The following is a 15,242-nucleotide window of genomic DNA, read 5'->3' on the forward strand; positions in this document are numbered from 1 at the left end:
TTATCAGATTAGATAATCTGGAGACAGATCCACCCGATGTTCTCACTAGTACCGGTTCGGGCGGGCTCTTCTTGACCGGATATCTCCACGACGAGCCGGCACTGGCAGCCGTCGACGACGACGAAACCCCACGGTTTGCTCTCACCAGCCGCAAGCACGGCGTCGAAATCGGCACCTCAGAGTCAAGTGAGGCTGTGCGGCCGGGCAGCAACTACCGAATGGTCGGCGTCGTGACTGACAAGCAGGTCCTGTTGCTGGTGGGCGACGACGACGGCGACAGGCGGTTCGCCATCCCGCACGTCGATATCGACCAGGTCGCGGGTGACCACTCCCTGGGCCACGGCCAGATCACGTTCCGGCGGTGCGGTGAGACTGAGTGGCGGGTTCACTGTGGCAAGCAGGGAATCGTCGACCTGACCGCGTATCTCTCACACGCGTCACAGGCGTGGGTCCGCGTCGAGAACATCTTAGACGAGGTCAAGCGGATGCTGGTGACGGCGACAGAGCAGCGCGATCAGGGAGACTACGAGCAAGCACTGGCGACGGTGCTGGAAGCCGGGGACCGTCTCGACGCGGCCGGGGAGACAGCTACCGAGTTCGGGCCACCCGGCGATACAAACGCGCTCGAAGACCGGGTTACGACGGTGCAGGAGCGCCATATTGCGACCCTCACGGAAGTCCGTCGCAGCCGCGCCCGACGGGCGGTCGACACCGGTGAGCAACACTGGCGGGGGAACGATTTCGAAGTGGCGTACGACGCCTACGAGGCGGCGCGAGCAGAGTACGATGAGATCTTTTCGCTTCCGACGGAGGGCGTCCCCGAACTCGCCGACATCCGTGCCGAGCGGGACCGGCTCGAAACAGTCATCGAGGACCTCAAACAGTCACCGCTGCGCACTGCGGCTGCAGCCGACAACGAGGCTGTCGCGGCGGAAGACCCCGCTGTCGCCGCCGAACACTGGGCCGAGGCGCTCGAAGCCTACCGAGACGTCCTCGAACTCGACTGGGGGGCGGACCAACGGCGGTTCGCTGGCGACCCCAAGCGGGTCCGGGACCGACTGGGGACCGTCGCGGAGAACCTCGTCACCGCCCGGCGGACAGTCGCGACGGACGCGATGGAGGCAGGGGACTGGTACGCCGACGCCAGCCAGCCCGACGCCGCGTTAGCGGAGTACAAGACGGCGAAGGCGGCGTTCGAAACTGCCCTGGTAGACGCTAGAGACTGTTATCCGGACGCCACCGACCACCTCGAAGCGGAACTCGATGCCGTGGAACAGCGGCTCTCACGGGCGAAAGCCAGACTCGATGAGGAACCCGTCGACGTGGACGACCGCTTCGACGGGACCGAGACAGCGCCGGACGTGGATATCACGACCGCCGACGAACGCTCGCCGTCGGCGACTGACACGACCGACCGCTCGGATACCGAGAACGGTAGTACCGACGCAAAAGTCGACCCGACGGGCCACGGCGGATCATAGTCCCCGCCAGCCACCCATTCTCGGCTCACCGTCTACTGTCTGTGCTCATCCACGCTCTGGAGACCTGTGTAGTGACGGTGCTATCGCTATAGATCGAGGGCTTCTGCGGGGAACCATGCGACGAGATAGCATAATTCAGCCGTGTCAGACCGTCTCTCGCCCGGACCGACTATGGTCAGGAGAAAATTTATATCCTTCAGTAGAATATATACAATTATAATGGATTGCACCAACTGTGGCACACGGATGTCATACAACGACCAGACGACAAAGCTCACCGAGTTCGTCTGTCCCAGCTGTCACGAAACGGTCATCGACTGGAAGGCCGAGGCCCGCAACGCTCGCGTCCACTGACCGGTCCCGCTCGCTTTTTCATCGATAGTCCGCTGTCAGCCACTGCTCCGACTATTGATTTCGTCCTCGTTGTCTCTCCACTGTCGTAACCGGGTAGGACTACACTGTAGGTAGCTACTGATTGCCGGGCGGTCTGCTGGCCACAGCCACGACGGTAACCACAAGAGCGTGCATATTCGCTCAGAAACGATTGCCGAATGTTTTTATATTTCAGGAGGGGATAACGGGTCATGGCAGATTCGCCACGCATCGGCTGTTTCTATGCCGACGCCTGCACGGACGAGCAGGCGTCGGCCTACGACTGGTGTCAGGAGACGGTTGACGGTGCGGAGCGGTGTGCACTCTCGTCGGTCGAGCCCACCGAATACGATATCCTCTGGTGGCATCGTGACGAACGGTTCGACGAGCGAGCCCTTGACGACGCACCGGCCTTGGCCGCATATGTCCGTGACGGCGGCTCGCTCCTGCTGACACTGAGCGCGCTCTCGGCTGTCGAACCGCTCGGGTTCGAGGAAGTTGCGCCCGACGCTACCGGCTGGGAAGAGATCCCCGAGCCGACTGGCCATCTCTGGCAAGCCCTCTACGATGATCACCCGATCCACGCGGACTACGATACCCTTCGTGTTCATACCCGCGGTGCCGGTGTCACGATTCCCTACGCGAGATACGAGTCCATCGCGCCCCAATCGGGAGACGTGCTCGCGAGTACGGTCCAGGGCGACACCGACGTAGTCAAACAGATGGCAACCATCTCCTGGGAGCCCGGGAACGGGCAGGTGCTCGGCATCGGGTCCTCAGTGGCGTTCGCCCAGCCCACCCACGACGTGTGTCGCGGCAACCGCGAGACGCTCATCGAGAACGCCTTGGCGTTCCTGGCGACAGACGAACGGCACCCGCTGACCGGCCGCCCGAAGGAGGCCGACACGTTCGGGCAGTTACGCGAGCGACTCGACGACGACCCGAGTCGTCCGTCTTATCACGTGACACCGCCGGCGAACTGGCTCAACGACCCGAACGGCCTCATCCACTGGAACGGGCGCTATCACCTGTTCTACCAGTACAATCCGGCCGGGCCGTTTCACAACACGATTCACTGGGGCCACGCGGTCAGCGACAACCTCGTCCACTGGGAGGACCGCCCCGTCGCGCTCACCCCCTCGCCCGACGGCCCGGACCGGGACGGCTGCTGGTCCGGCTGTGCGGTCGACAACGACGGCGTCCCGACCGTGCTGTACACGGGCGGTCGCGACAAGCGCCAGCTTCCCTGTATCGCCACCGCCGCGGACGACGGCCTCACGGCCTGGGACAAGGACCCGGACAACCCTATCATCGAGGAACTGCCGTCCGAACCGGAAGTGCTCCGCACCGAGGACTGGGAAGGGGAGTTCCGGGACCACTGCGTCTGGCGCGAAGACGGGACCTGGTACCAGCTCATCGGGGCCGGGATCGAGGGCGGCGGCGGCGCGGCGTTGCTGTACGAGTCCGCAGACCTCCGGAACTGGGAGTATCAGGGCCCGATCCTCGCCGGCGACCGGGACACCGCCGGGACCGTCTGGGAATGCCCGGAACTGCTCGACTTCGGGGACCGACAGCTCCTGCACATCTCGAACTACGAGGACGTGGTGTACTTCTTGGGTACCTACGCGGACGGGGAGTTCGAGGTCGACCGCCGCGACAAACTTGACCACGGCGACTTCTACGCCCCGCAGTCGATGTGGACCGACGATGGCCGTATCCTGACCTGGGGGTGGCTCCCCGAAGCTCGCGACGTGAGCGGGCAGTGGGACGCCGGCTGGTCCGGCGCGATGTCGTTGCCCCGAGAGCTATCGCTGGCCGACGACGGCGGTCTGTGCCAGCGACCGGTACCTGAACTCACAGAGCTACGGGGCGACAACACCAGCTACGACGAGGTACGCCTTGACGACGGCGAGAGCGAGAGCCTGCCGGTCGAGAGTCGGTCGTTCGAACTCCGCGCCACGGTTCGGCTGGAGGACGCCGATGCCGTCGAGCTGTCCGTTCTCGAATCGCCGGACGGCGAGGAGCGGACGCCGATCCGATACACCTACCAGAGCGAAATCGCCGTCGACCGAGTAGCGTCGAGTACCGACCCCAAGGCGACCAGCGACACCCAGACGATGCGAGTCCGGCCCTACGACGCGCCGCTGTCGCTGCGTGTCTTCGTCGACGGGAGCGTCGTCGAGGTGTTCGCCAACGAACGGCACTGCCTGACCAGCCGCGTGTATCCGACCCGCGAGGACGCGACCGGCATCTCACTGTCGGCCGAGGGCGGTCGTGCGACTGTTGCGTCGCTGGACGTCTGGGAACTGGACTCTGTCTGGTAGGCAGCGCCTGAAAAAACCGCTTTGAGACTCCTTACTTCCGCTCAGTCTCTGTTCGGATGCCGTAGCCACCAGCGTCCGTCTCGTCGCGTTTGCCGCGCTGAATCAGTTCGCGGTCCGTCAGCGGGAGCGTCTCGCCGTCAAGTGGGATGTGCCAGTGCCCGAGCGCCCCGATGATACGCGTCCGGCTCCCATCAACCTCAAGCCGGAGCGTCGGGCCAAGCGAGCCGCCGAACCGACGCATCTGTTCGGACTCGGACAGGTGGGCGATCTCGTCCAGCGTCTCGCCGTCGAAGTCGTAGTAATTGAAGAAGCTCTGGACCAGCATCTCGCCGTCGTGAGGGAAGGCCATCCACGAGTATGACTGGAACGGCGCGTTCTCGGGGTTCGTAGCGACGAGGCCCGACTCGTTCAGCGGGACATAGTCGCCGCGGAGGTCCTCGGCGACGAAGCCGTACAGCGCGTCGAAGCCGTCCAAGTCCGGCGCGAAGGTGTGGAGGTGGCTGGAAATAAAGAGGTAGTACAGGCCGTCCCGATACACGATGTGCGGCCGTTCGAGTTCCTGATTGACGCCCACAGCGTCCAGCAGTGGATCTTCGATTTCCCACGCCAGCGGGTCGCCCGTCGGCGAGCGCGCGATGCCGACGCTGCCGTTGAACTCTTGGAGCGTGGCGTCGCCGCCGCAGGCGTCGCTCCCTTCCGGAACCGGCGTGTTCGCCTCGAACAGAAGCCACGTCTCGCCCGTCTCGGGGTCCTCGAAGAACCACGGGTCGCGGAACGTGTATATCATCCCCCTGGACTGGTCCTCCCGTTCGTAACGGTCGCCGTCGGGCTGGAGCAGTTCGTGGTGGGTCCACGGACCCGAGAGCTCGAACCCGTCGGCCGTGTTGATACTGCCGCCGCCCGCACCCACGATGCGCTGTGTGTAAGTCAGGTCTTCGGCTCCCTCCTCACCGGCCGCGGTATAGAACAGATAGACGCTGCCGTCGTCGTCGTACAGAGCCGACCCAGCCCACTGGCGCTGGCCCAGTGCGTCCTCGAACACCGGGCCGGCGTTGTGCCAGTTCCGCCCGTCATCGGAGTAGAAACAGCGGATGGTCGCCACGTCGTGGCGCTTGCCGGGCAGCAGATCCGACGGGGCGGTCAGCGAGAAACAGACCCGGTAGCCGTCAACTGTCGCCAGCGTGCCGTCGCGGTTCCGGAGGAACCAGGTGTCCCAGATGTGGACATCGGGGATCTGATCGGTTTCCGGCGGGTAGACGATGGGGGCAACGGTGTCGTCGGTCCGCTCGATCCGACTCGCCTGCTCGCGTGTCCACCCGGCGCGTCCCCTCGTTCCGGGACGACCCACACCGAGCGTCTCGTTTGTCATATCTCACGTTGGGCCGACTACGGGTATAAATGTTGTCGGCTGGGTACTACGGATGTTGTATGAAAAATATACAATATGTATATTCTTGCGACGTGGCTGGCTGAGAAAACTGATGGCTGGTCGTCAAGGGAGGCAGAACAGCGCGTTACTCGCCCGAGTCCTCGCTTCGGCTGACACCCTCCGGACCGGTGATATCGAGCGGCCGGACCCACTCGTACCAGATGAAGACGACACCGAGGCCGTACCCCAGCGCCCAGACAGCACTTCCGACCCAGGGGTAGCCGAGCGTACTGAATCCCCAGTTTGCGAGGCCCGGGAGGATGATCGCAGCAACGACCGTCAACGCCAACACTACTGCGTCCTGATTGTTCACGGTTGTGCCCTCCCGGTCGCTATGCCGTTCATACGGTAAACTAGGCTCGGACACTGGTGAGTCTGTCGGAACACCGAACCGTGACCGGGACGGAACTGACGCCGTAGCCGTCCCATTTTTATCATCGTATGCCCTACCCCGGATGTCGGGAATGTCTCAGAACCACACAGACCGGTCGTCTTCGGAAGACATCGAGTGGTGCTACGATGCCGTCCATCGTGTGTCGCGGACGTTTAGTCTCACAATTTCGGAACTCAACGAACCGATGGCCCGGGACATCTGTCTGGGCTACCTTCTTTGTCGTGTGGCTGACACGATCGAGGACGCCGGTCATCTCCCTCCAGCGGTGCAGACCGAACTCCTGCAGACGTATAGCCGCTCGCTCGAACCGTCGAGCGGGACGACCGTGTCGACGTTCCACGATGCCGTCGAAGAGTGGATCCCTACGACGACGAACGCCGACTGGGAAGTCGTCGAGAACGCGGGCCGTATCGTCGACGTGTTTCACACACTCGACGACCACTCCACGCGGACCATCCGCGGGCCGGTCCGGGAGCTCGTCGACGGGATGGCGATGTTCGTCGACCGCTACGCCGATGCTGGCGGGCTTCGGATCAAGACGCTCGACGAACTCGAAGAGTACTGCTGGTACGCCGCCGGGACCGTCGGCACGCTGGTGACCGGGCTGGTCTCCCACGAAGCCACCGACGAGCAGATCGCCCAGATGGAGGAAAACGCCCGCTCCTTTGCCCTGCTGCTCCAGCTCGTCAACGTCGCCAAGGACGCCGCGACGGACATGGAAGAGGAAAACAACGTCTATCTCCCGCTTGAACTGCTCCACGAGCAGGGCCTCGACCACAGCGACGTGAGCGACACGGACAATGTCGACTCGCTGGTTCCCGTCATCGAGCAGGTGACCGAGCGAGCAGAGGGCTACCTCGACGACGCGCAGGCGTGGCTCGAAGCCATGCCCGAAACCCGTGGGAACACCCTCTCAGCGTGGGCCATTCCGTTCCTGCTCGCGGTCGGAACGATCCGTGAGCTCCGCGAACGACCCGCCGACGTTATCGAGCAGGGCAACGTCAAGATTTCCCGCGAGGAAGTTCACTCCGTGACACAGCAGTTCGGCGGCGACGGCGACCCGTCAATCGGGGAGTTACGGGCCAAAATCCGCCAACAGCCGCTCCACCAGTACTGACGACCACCAGAGACATTCCCCCTTTTGTGGCCGCGTCTGGGGACCGGCCCCCGCTGCACGCGCGAACAAGCAGTGCTTCATCCTACCTAGGACTGCTGGTCCCCGCCTTGCGCACGTCGTACTCCTGAACGAGTTCGCGGAGCCAACAGAGCTTCAACCCGCCCATGGTAATCGTTGCGACTGCAGCAGTGGCCGGCCGACGACGCCAGGCAGCGTACAGGGCGACCACCGACGCCAGCGCGCCGCCGGTGTTACAGACGTTCGGGTACCCGAGACCCATGGTCCCGTTGGCCTCTTCCGTCAGCCACCACCGCTCTGCCAGCACAGCACGGGTCATCCAGGCGTCCTCGTTCTCGGGCGGGGCGAACAGGACTGGATTGACCAGCGTCCACAAGAAGGCCGCGATCAGGAGCCGCCAGTCCCGCTGATACACCGCGTACACGATGACAGCGCCGGTCGGCACGCGCGACCAGCCGCTCTTCGGATTCGCATGGCGGGTCCAGAACCAATCCCGCACGCTGTCCGTTCGCAACGTCGTCATATGTCCTGCTTAGCGTGGCCGGGAGAAAACGCCACTGCCACTCGAAGCCCGGGGACAGAACACTCATGTCCGCCCTGTGTGAACGCCGTCTATGGCCACAGCGGCGTCGGGACTTTCCGAGCCACAGGTACTCGCCCGGACGAAAGACCGGCTATTTGCGGACCGCGAGGACGCCTACGTCGTCGCGGACACACAGTTCGCACAGCAGCGCTGGCTGGACGACACGCCTATCGAGGCGTCCGTGCAGGCGACGCTTGCGCCGTTCAACCACGTCCGTGTCGGAACGGGCTATCCCGACCTCGTCGGCGTGCAGACGCTCTCGACGGACTTGCTGTCCGTCGACCGACTCGGTGACCGGCCGCCGCTGATCGCCGTCGAGGCGAAGGGCTACACCGGCAACAGTGGCGTCGACGCCGAACGTGGAGTCGTTCAGGCTCACGACCGACTCAACGAGGCCAACGTGGCCTTCCTGACCGCGCCCCGGAGTGGTATATCCACCGCTGCCCGGACGATGGCTCGCGAACTGAATGTCGGCGTGCTGGGCGTCGAATCCGACGGCTCAGTCTCCATTCTGGAGAGGCCACGTGTGGTCGGCCACGGGTCGATGGACGCCGCATCAGCCATCCGGTTCCAGGCCAGCGCCCAGGGTGTCGCCGACCAGAACTTCGGACTTAATCATCCGAAGAACTACATCGCGGTGCCGCTGGCCGTCCACCACGATGGCGACACACGGGACCTGATTGCCGCCCACGTCGTCGGCGCTGTCGATGGCGCTCTCGCCGGCGCGGCGTTTCTGAACCTGATTGACACCGGTCAGGGAACGCTCACACTGACGCCGCTGGGTCGGGAAGTCGTCCGGTTCGCGCTCCGGACAGTCGGCGACGTTGACGACGCACTCCGACAGTTCGAGGACTGGCAGCGCTCTCGCAGGCGGTTCATCGATATCGCACCACAGTGGGGCCAGCTCGTCCGGCGCGTCGTCTCCGAGTATCCGGCCACGGACCTCCTGGTCGACGGACTCTATGCCTGCCACCGGGACGGGTACGAGTCACCGTCGCTCGTCGAGTTCGTCGAGTACCTCCACGCGCTCCATCCCGAGTTCACCGTCGAACTGTTCCTCCGCGGCGACGAGGCGGTCCGCCAGCGGGTGTTGACCGGTGACGGTGACCTCCGCGGTTCGGAACTGACCGACGGCAGCGTCTACCACTCGCCGACCGTGTTCCAGCTAAAGGCGATCCTTTACCACGCCGGTATCGTGACTGACCGGGGCGCGGAACCCTCGAACCTCGCCCCCGAGACGGACGAGTGGGCGCTGTGTGACCCGCTCGCGTAGCGGCGGGCGTCCAGCCGGTCCAGTAGCTCTACCGACACATAACCCTGAAAGGTGGGTAGCCTCTACAGTGTTACAATGTCCCAGACCCTGGAGCTCCCCAACGGCGATGTCGTTTCGCCGGACGACGTGTTCTGCTACAACGACTACCCCTATCGGCTCGTCTGGCTGGAAGACGACACTCACGAGTTCGCGCTCTCCCCGCTGTACTGGGGCGACAGCGGCATGGACATCCCGTTCCGCGACCGGGAGGCGCTGGTCGACCAGTGGGAGGTCGATTCGCAGGGCCGAATGACGGCTGAGGAGTGGGCGAACTGGCTCGACGACGCGACGGCGGACCACCGCTACAGCGACGACGAGGTCACGTCGCTCGCGGCCGAGCTACCGACGGAGTGGGACCCTGAGGGCGAGGATTCTGACTCCAGCGGCGGCGGAATTCGAGATCGCCTTGGACTGTAGCCGCTGTCGCCGGAGTCTGAAAGGTATTAATCCGTTCGTCCTGCAACCCCCGTCATGGAACCACTCTGGCTCGCCGCCGGCGGGGCCGCCCTCGCCGTGGGCCTCGCGCTGGCGTTTGCGATTACCCGCCGTTCATCCAGCAGTGCATCGAAGCGTGCTCACGAAGCCGCACAGGAGCGAGAACCGCCAGTCGAACTCGGTGAGACCTACGAGTTCGGCATCACCGAATTCAGCGATCACCACTCCGGCGATCGCGTCGCCGTCGGGAAAGTCGAAGGGTTCGTCCTGTTTACCGAGGACGTGCCGTCGTCAGTGTCGGCCGGTGACGTGATCCGGGCGAAGGTGCTGTCGTTCAACCGGGATCACACCTCCGCTGACGCTCGGTTCGTCGAACGCGCGTGAGCGGTGACAGCGTTGCGGCGAGGCACGTTCCGGTCGACGACAACTCACAGTCCTGACGGAGGGAGAAACCGATATGTGCCTACCACGATAAAACAGGCCATGAGCGAATCGGACGGGCAGAGCACGCCACAGGACACCCGAGAGGTCATTATGGAGGCCACCTTTCGGGCGCTGAGCAAGCACGGCTACAAGGACTTGCGAGTCCGGGACATCGGCGATGAGATGGATATGTCCCGGCAAGTGATTCACTATCATTTCGACGGCAAGTACGACCTGATCTCGTCGTTTCTGGAGTACATTATCGATCAGTACGAGGGAAGCGTCGAGGTTGACGACGAAACCGACCCCCGCACAGAACTCGATGTTCGCATCGACCGGTGCCTGTTCGGCCCGGAGTTCGACGACTTTTCGCACTGGGACCGGATGAAGGTGTACCACGAACTGTACGCATACGCACAAAACGACGAGGAACACCGGGCGCTGTTCAACGAGCACTACAACCGCCTTCGAGAAAGCATCGCCACGGTCATCGAAGACGGAATCGAGCAGGGTTCGTTTCGCGATGTCGACGCTGAACTGATGGGTCAGCTCATCACGGACGTGATTCACGCGGCCCGTGGCCGGCGGATCGCGCTCGGCCACGAAGACGCACCCGACGAAGCCAAGCGTGCCGTCAACGACTTCATTCTCGACTCGCTGTACCCACCGCAGTAGATCGGGCCGACCAGCCAGCGTCAGAGGGGGCTGATACCGACGCTGAGCGCCCACGTTCCGGTTGCTGATGCTGCGACGACGAGCGCCCCGCCAGCGAGCGTCACGTTCTTCAGGAAACTGTTCAGTTCGTCCTGCCGGTCCTCGTCCGGCACGGCCCAGAAGTCGTGCATCGCAATCGCCGAGACGATGAGGAACGCAGCAAGAGCGATCGCTGCGACGACCGGGAAGACACCCACTGTCACACCGAGCCCGCCAAGGATGAGAAGCCCGCCGGACGCGAGGACGGAGAATTTCGGTGCCGGGAGGCCCTTGTATTCGGCGTAGCCGGCCATCTGTTCCGTCTGTGTGAAGTGGCTCAGGCCGGTGAACGCGAGTACGCCGCCAAAGAGGACGCGGCCGACGACGAGCAATACGACGTTGAGTTCGGGTGCCATCACAAACTCACCACCGAGACTGCACGAGCGTTTCCAACAGTACGGTTCGGGACTGTAGCGGGAGTCATTGTAGTAGTAGATTTTGACTGCATCGTTAGAGCTCCGGCACGTCTGACGGCATATCGAAGTCGTGGTAGTATTCGCCTTTCTCCTTCGAGAGAATGTCGAGGACGGCTGCAGCACCGTCACCGGCTGCAATGACCGCCTGCCACTTCTCTGCTCGACCCATCGCCCCGGTCGCGTACACGTTCTCGACGGACGTTTCCATGTCGACAGTCACGTCGACGACATCCTCATCGGTGAAGTCACAGCCGAGGTCCTCGGCGAGGCTGCGGTCGCCGCCAGTCGCGAGGACGACGTACTCCGCGGTGTACTCGTCGTCGGCCGTCGTGAGGACGAATCCGTCGTCGGTCCGTTCGATGGCCGTAACTTCCGTCTCGTACAGCGTCGCGCCGCGGTCGCGGGCCTGCCCACGAGCGATCGTGAGGAACTCCTCGCCGCTAATGGAGCGCACTGCGGGGTAGTTGAACAGGTGCGCCTTGTGCATCCACGACTCGTCCGTATCGAAGGTGATCGTTTCGAGGTCGTTCTTCGCAGCGTACTGTGCCGCACTCAGTCCGGCGGGGCCGCCGCCGACAACTGCTACGTCTGCCATGTCTCACAGCACGGACCGCCCACAAAAGAATTTTACCATCTGGTAAAATCTAGTCAAGCCCTCACGTCTGGCCCTGAGACCTTCCATATCGCCCCTTATAGAACGTACGGGCCGCGCTGTCGGATCGGCTCGCCGTGCGGGCGGCCCGAGACGGCGACGACACGAAGCGACTCATCGCTTTGGAGTGTCACCGACCGCTCGTCAGTGACCGGTAGGAAATCACCGTCGGAGAACGACTGTCCCGCGACCGTTCCGCTACCGGTGACACCATAGAGGAATCCGGACCACTCCGCCGGGACCGACCACGTCCACGCGTCGGCCACAGACACATCCAGATATTCCATCGGCGTATGGAGGCTGATCGGTGAGCCCTCGCCGATAACCGTCGTGACCGTCGCACCGTCCTGTTCCGCTGTCGGGAGCGCGTCGGCCGTGGCGTCAACGTAGTCCGGGTCAGCGTCCTTCTTCGCCTGCGGCAGATTCACCCAGAGCTGTAGCCCGGTGCAGGCCTGCCCGTCGGCGGGGAATTCGGAGTGACGTATCCCACTGCCGGTCGTGATACGCATCGCGTCGTTCTCGTATGCAGTGTTTGCGACGCCCAGCGAATCCTCGTGGTCCATGCCACCCTCGATCATGTACGAGACAATCTCGAACCCGCGATGCGGATGCATCGGGAACCCCTTGTCGGGGTCGATGTAGAACTGCTCGAACAGGACAAACGGGTCCAGAGTGGACGGATAGCTCTCCGTCGGAAACGCACGGTTGGAATTCACGCCCGTCCCATGCCGGATCATCTCTCCGGATAGCGGCCCGTCAGCCGACGCCTGCGACTCACTTTCGGTCATATGCTGCTTTGTTTACCGAGCGGTAAAAGTTGTCGGGCTGATGTGCAACCGGCCGCTATCTGTACTCCCGTGGCGTTACGACGGTGGTAACAAATTCGTAGCGTGCTAACCGGGGTTGATCCTGGAGAGGTTCACGGCCTACGGTGCGATAACTTCTCATTATGAGAGTGGTCCAAACGGTCGTACGTACTCCTGTCGCGAATGTGAGAACTCCAAGGTCGTATCTACGTCCCTAAATCATATCGGTGATGAACGCAATAATGTCAATTGAGAGTGAAAATTCCCGGACGTATTCGACTTACAGTAGTCGTCGCCGTTTTCGTCGTTCTTGCGGGGTGTAGTGGGGTACCGTGGTCACCGACCGTAACACCGTCACCGACGAGCGGCGAGAACACGTCAGCACTCGCACCCGGGCTTACCGAATCGGGCGTAACTGACGCATGGGCGCTGACGAAGGCCCACCGCGACCACCTTACGAACACCACGTACACGAAGCGCTCCTATCGGTCGATTCGCGCTAATGGAACCCTTCTCCAAAACCTCTCGGCGACCATGAAACGCGGCCACGGTGGGCAGTACCTCTATGAGTTGCACATTGGGGGTACTGAACGGAATCCGACTCGTGCAATAACCGTGTTCCGGAACGACTCAATGCTCGTCCAACGGACGGCCTACGAGAACGGAACGGTCGTGCACGTTGGCGCGGAGAAGGCAGCAACACCCGGAAAGGAACGGTATGGGGCCGTCTACTCAAAATTGGTTGCAAGTAACACGACGGTTGCGGAGACGGTTGAGCGCAACGGTACGAGGCTCTACCGGGTGGAGTCGGTCGGTGAGCCGGACACCTCCTCAGCATATACGAACGCCTCGAACTATGAGTTCTCGGCGCTCATTAGCCCTGAGGGGTTCGTCCATGAGTACCACGTCTCCTACGCGACAAGTCGTGATGGGCGGCCGGTGACCGTGACCGTCAGCCTCCAATTCACTGAACGGGGACAGACAACTGTCCACCCCCCGGCGTGGGCTTCGAAAGCCTAAGTGAGACGTTTCGTAGTGAATTGTGTGATCAAGAGTCTGGCTTTCAATCAGAAATTTTGCCTGTGGAGTTACCTACTACGCGCTCGCACACGCTTGGTGATCGGACGCGGAAAACAGTCCCGCAGTTCAGTTGAGAACGGCCCAGATACGGCTTCAGGGTTATTGCTTGAGAAACGTGGGAAGCGAGCGGATGGGTTGGGGCGGATTCGAACCGCCGACTTCCTCCGTGTGAAGGAGGTATCATAACCGAACTAGATCACCAACCCAGTGCACTCAATGCTATTCGAGCGCATCCCTTAAGAATTGCTTTCCGACTACGCTTCCGGCTCTTCCTTACCGCGATACGCACCGATCTTCTTGCGGGCGTCAGCGATCGCTTCCTCGGCTTCGCCCTCTGCTTTTCCCTGTAGGTCCTTCAGGTCGGCCTTGACGGCCTCCAGGCGGCTGGGTTCGGGCTCTTCTTCCTTCCCGGTGAGTTCTCGGAAGCGTTCCTCGACCGGTTCGAGTTCCTCTTTGACGCCCTTGGTGGCGGTTTCCCCGGCACGCTTCAGGTAGTACCGTGCGTCTTCGAAGTGCTTGTTCATATCTGTCCCTACGCGAAGGACGAATATATCTCTTGTGCCCGGAAAACCATGAGGAACCACGGCTAACCGAGGGACGGCGAGCGGCCACGATGGTAAACGTGCCGTGCGGGTACGAACTGTTTTGCGCCACCACCTGCAACGGGGAGATATGTTCACACGGGTGTCGATCCCGACGCCGTTTCAGGTCGGGCCAGTCAATGCATACATCGCGCGGCGAACAATCGTCGATCCGGGACCTGACAGCGAGGAAGCGTGGTCGCGTCTGATCGAGGCGCTTGAAGCACGTGAACTGTCCCCAGATGATATCGAGCAGGTGCTGGTAACCCATCCGCATCCGGATCATTTCGGCATGGCGAACCGGTTCGCCGAGCGGGGAGCGCGTGTCCTCGCCAGCGAACCGGCAGCAGAGATTATGCGCGATTTCGCAGCGCAACTACACACCGAACAGTCCTATTTTGCGGATTTCTTCGAGCGGTGTGGTGTCTCACGCGAGACCGCCGAAACGGTCACACAGCTACCGGAAGCCTTCCTGCCCTACGCCCAGAGCGTCGACACCGACCGCGCGCTCGCGGCCGGTGATACCGTCACCGTCGACGACACAGAACTGACGATTGACACCGTTCAGGGCCACTCCGCGGGCGAGATAATATTCTCGTACGACTTTCAGGGCCGACGTGAAGCGGTCGTCGGCGACAACGTGTTGGGCGACATCACACCCAATCCGTTCCTCCAGGTGCCCGACGAAAGCGGGGCGCGGCCGAAGGTGTTACCGGCATTTAACGACTCGCTCCGGTGGCTCCGTGAGCAAGGTCACGACCGCTTTCTCACCGGCCACCGCGAGCCCGTCGAATCACCGCAGGAGCGTATCGACGACATCCTCGCGGAACACGACCAGCGCACCGCGGAGGTCGCCGACATCGTCTCCGGCGGAGCGACGACACCCAGTGACGTGATGACGGCGTTGTTCGGCGACCTGCCCGCCACGGAGTACTTTGCTGGGATGAGCGAGGCTGTCGGCCACTTGGACGTACTCGAAGTCACCGACCGCGTCGAGAAGCGCGAGAGCGGCGGCGTGTTCGTCTACGAGTCGGCGTAAACCTCGCTACTTGAAGAGCGTGTGAGA

At 62.7% G+C, this 15,242-nt stretch carries 17 protein-coding genes and 1 tRNA gene; 10 read left to right on the forward strand and 8 right to left on the reverse strand.

All coding sequences use genetic code 11. The annotated features are described in order from the left end of the window. Nucleotides 1–71: 71 nt before the first annotated feature. From C443_RS18230 to C443_RS18235, 3 genes are all read left to right on the forward strand, one after another. A complete protein-coding gene (locus C443_RS18230) occupies nt 72–1,481 on the forward strand; it encodes a hypothetical protein (RefSeq protein ID WP_005538229.1) in 1,410 nt (469 codons plus the stop codon). Nucleotides 1,482–1,700: 219 nt separating this feature from the next. Beyond that, nucleotides 1,701–1,835, forward strand: coding sequence for a hypothetical protein (locus C443_RS22245; RefSeq protein WP_023843340.1), 135 nt, complete (start codon nt 1,701–1,703; stop codon nt 1,833–1,835). A 230-nt stretch (nt 1,836–2,065) separates the two neighbouring features. Further along, on the forward strand, nt 2,066–4,177 hold the full coding sequence (locus tag C443_RS18235; protein ID WP_005538230.1) for a GH32 C-terminal domain-containing protein: 2,112 nt from the start codon (nt 2,066–2,068) through the stop codon (nt 4,175–4,177). 31 nt (nt 4,178–4,208) lie between these two features. Here C443_RS18235 and C443_RS18240 read toward each other — a convergent pair whose 3' ends face one another. Together C443_RS18240 and C443_RS18245 are read right to left on the reverse strand one after the other, a co-directional pair. After that, nucleotides 4,209–5,546, reverse strand: a complete 1,338-nt coding sequence (locus C443_RS18240; RefSeq protein ID WP_005538231.1) for a glycoside hydrolase family 68 protein — start codon at nt 5,544–5,546, stop codon at nt 4,209–4,211. A gap of 145 nt (nt 5,547–5,691) precedes the next feature. Beyond that, entirely contained in the window at nt 5,692–5,919 is a 228-nt protein-coding gene (locus C443_RS18245; RefSeq protein ID WP_049944138.1) for a hypothetical protein, read from the reverse strand. 151 nt (nt 5,920–6,070) lie between these two features. On the opposite strand from C443_RS18245, the gene C443_RS18250 reads away from it, so the two are divergent. Next, nucleotides 6,071–7,117, forward strand: a complete 1,047-nt coding sequence (locus tag C443_RS18250) for a phytoene/squalene synthase family protein (protein WP_005538233.1) — start codon at nt 6,071–6,073, stop codon at nt 7,115–7,117. An 82-nt stretch (nt 7,118–7,199) separates the two neighbouring features. Here the strand turns inward: C443_RS18250 and C443_RS18255 are convergent, their stop codons facing one another. Continuing rightward, nucleotides 7,200–7,658: a DUF6653 family protein gene (locus tag C443_RS18255; protein ID WP_005538234.1), complete on the reverse strand. Its 459-nt coding sequence runs from the start codon at nt 7,656–7,658 to the stop codon at nt 7,200–7,202. Nucleotides 7,659–7,749: 91 nt separating this feature from the next. On the opposite strand from C443_RS18255, the gene C443_RS18260 reads away from it, so the two are divergent. The 4 genes from C443_RS18260 to C443_RS18275 all read left to right on the forward strand — a co-directional run bounded on the left by C443_RS18260 (nt 7,750) and on the right by C443_RS18275 (nt 10,563). Further along, nucleotides 7,750–8,991 carry a hypothetical protein gene (locus tag C443_RS18260; RefSeq protein WP_005538235.1) on the forward strand — a complete coding sequence of 414 codons (1,242 nt, stop codon included), beginning with the start codon at nt 7,750–7,752 and terminating at the stop codon, nt 8,989–8,991. Between the two features lie 75 nt (nt 8,992–9,066). After that, nucleotides 9,067–9,447, forward strand: a complete 381-nt coding sequence (locus C443_RS18265) for a hypothetical protein (RefSeq protein WP_005538236.1) — start codon at nt 9,067–9,069, stop codon at nt 9,445–9,447. 54 nt (nt 9,448–9,501) lie between these two features. Further along, nucleotides 9,502–9,849 (forward strand): TRAM domain-containing protein, encoded by a 348-nt coding sequence (locus C443_RS18270; protein WP_005538238.1) that lies wholly within the window; start codon nt 9,502–9,504, stop codon nt 9,847–9,849. 99 nt (nt 9,850–9,948) lie between these two features. Continuing rightward, on the forward strand, nt 9,949–10,563 hold the full coding sequence (locus C443_RS18275) for a TetR/AcrR family transcriptional regulator (protein ID WP_005538240.1): 615 nt from the start codon (nt 9,949–9,951) through the stop codon (nt 10,561–10,563). A 20-nt stretch (nt 10,564–10,583) separates the two neighbouring features. On the opposite strand, the gene C443_RS18280 is transcribed toward C443_RS18275, so the two are convergent. From C443_RS18280 to C443_RS18290, 3 genes are all read right to left on the reverse strand, one after another. Then, nucleotides 10,584–10,997, reverse strand: a complete 414-nt coding sequence (locus tag C443_RS18280; protein ID WP_005538241.1) for a DoxX family membrane protein — start codon at nt 10,995–10,997, stop codon at nt 10,584–10,586. Between the two features lie 94 nt (nt 10,998–11,091). Beyond that, entirely contained in the window at nt 11,092–11,652 is a 561-nt protein-coding gene (locus C443_RS18285) for an NAD(P)/FAD-dependent oxidoreductase (protein WP_005538243.1), read from the reverse strand. Between the two features lie 95 nt (nt 11,653–11,747). Further along, on the reverse strand, nt 11,748–12,497 hold the full coding sequence (locus C443_RS18290) for a pirin family protein (RefSeq protein WP_005538244.1): 750 nt from the start codon (nt 12,495–12,497) through the stop codon (nt 11,748–11,750). A 273-nt stretch (nt 12,498–12,770) separates the two neighbouring features. On the opposite strand from C443_RS18290, the gene C443_RS21320 reads away from it, so the two are divergent. Next, nucleotides 12,771–13,535 carry a hypothetical protein gene (locus C443_RS21320; RefSeq protein WP_152423067.1) on the forward strand — a complete coding sequence of 255 codons (765 nt, stop codon included), beginning with the start codon at nt 12,771–12,773 and terminating at the stop codon, nt 13,533–13,535. 191 nt (nt 13,536–13,726) lie between these two features. Here the strand turns inward: C443_RS21320 and C443_RS18300 are convergent. Together C443_RS18300 and C443_RS18305 are read right to left on the reverse strand one after the other, a co-directional pair. Then, a tRNA-Val gene (locus tag C443_RS18300) sits at nt 13,727–13,801 on the reverse strand. A 48-nt stretch (nt 13,802–13,849) separates the two neighbouring features. Further along, on the reverse strand, nt 13,850–14,119 hold the full coding sequence (locus tag C443_RS18305; protein ID WP_005538247.1) for a DUF7553 family protein: 270 nt from the start codon (nt 14,117–14,119) through the stop codon (nt 13,850–13,852). Nucleotides 14,120–14,267: 148 nt separating this feature from the next. Between C443_RS18305 and C443_RS18310 the strand changes: the two genes are divergently transcribed. Continuing rightward, nucleotides 14,268–15,215 carry an MBL fold metallo-hydrolase gene (locus C443_RS18310; protein WP_005538249.1) on the forward strand — a complete coding sequence of 316 codons (948 nt, stop codon included), beginning with the start codon at nt 14,268–14,270 and terminating at the stop codon, nt 15,213–15,215. Nucleotides 15,216–15,242 lie beyond the last annotated feature (27 nt).

The sequence above is a fragment of the Haloarcula argentinensis DSM 12282 genome (assembly GCA_000336895.1).
GTDB lineage: Archaea > Halobacteriota > Halobacteria > Halobacteriales > Haloarculaceae > Haloarcula > Haloarcula argentinensis.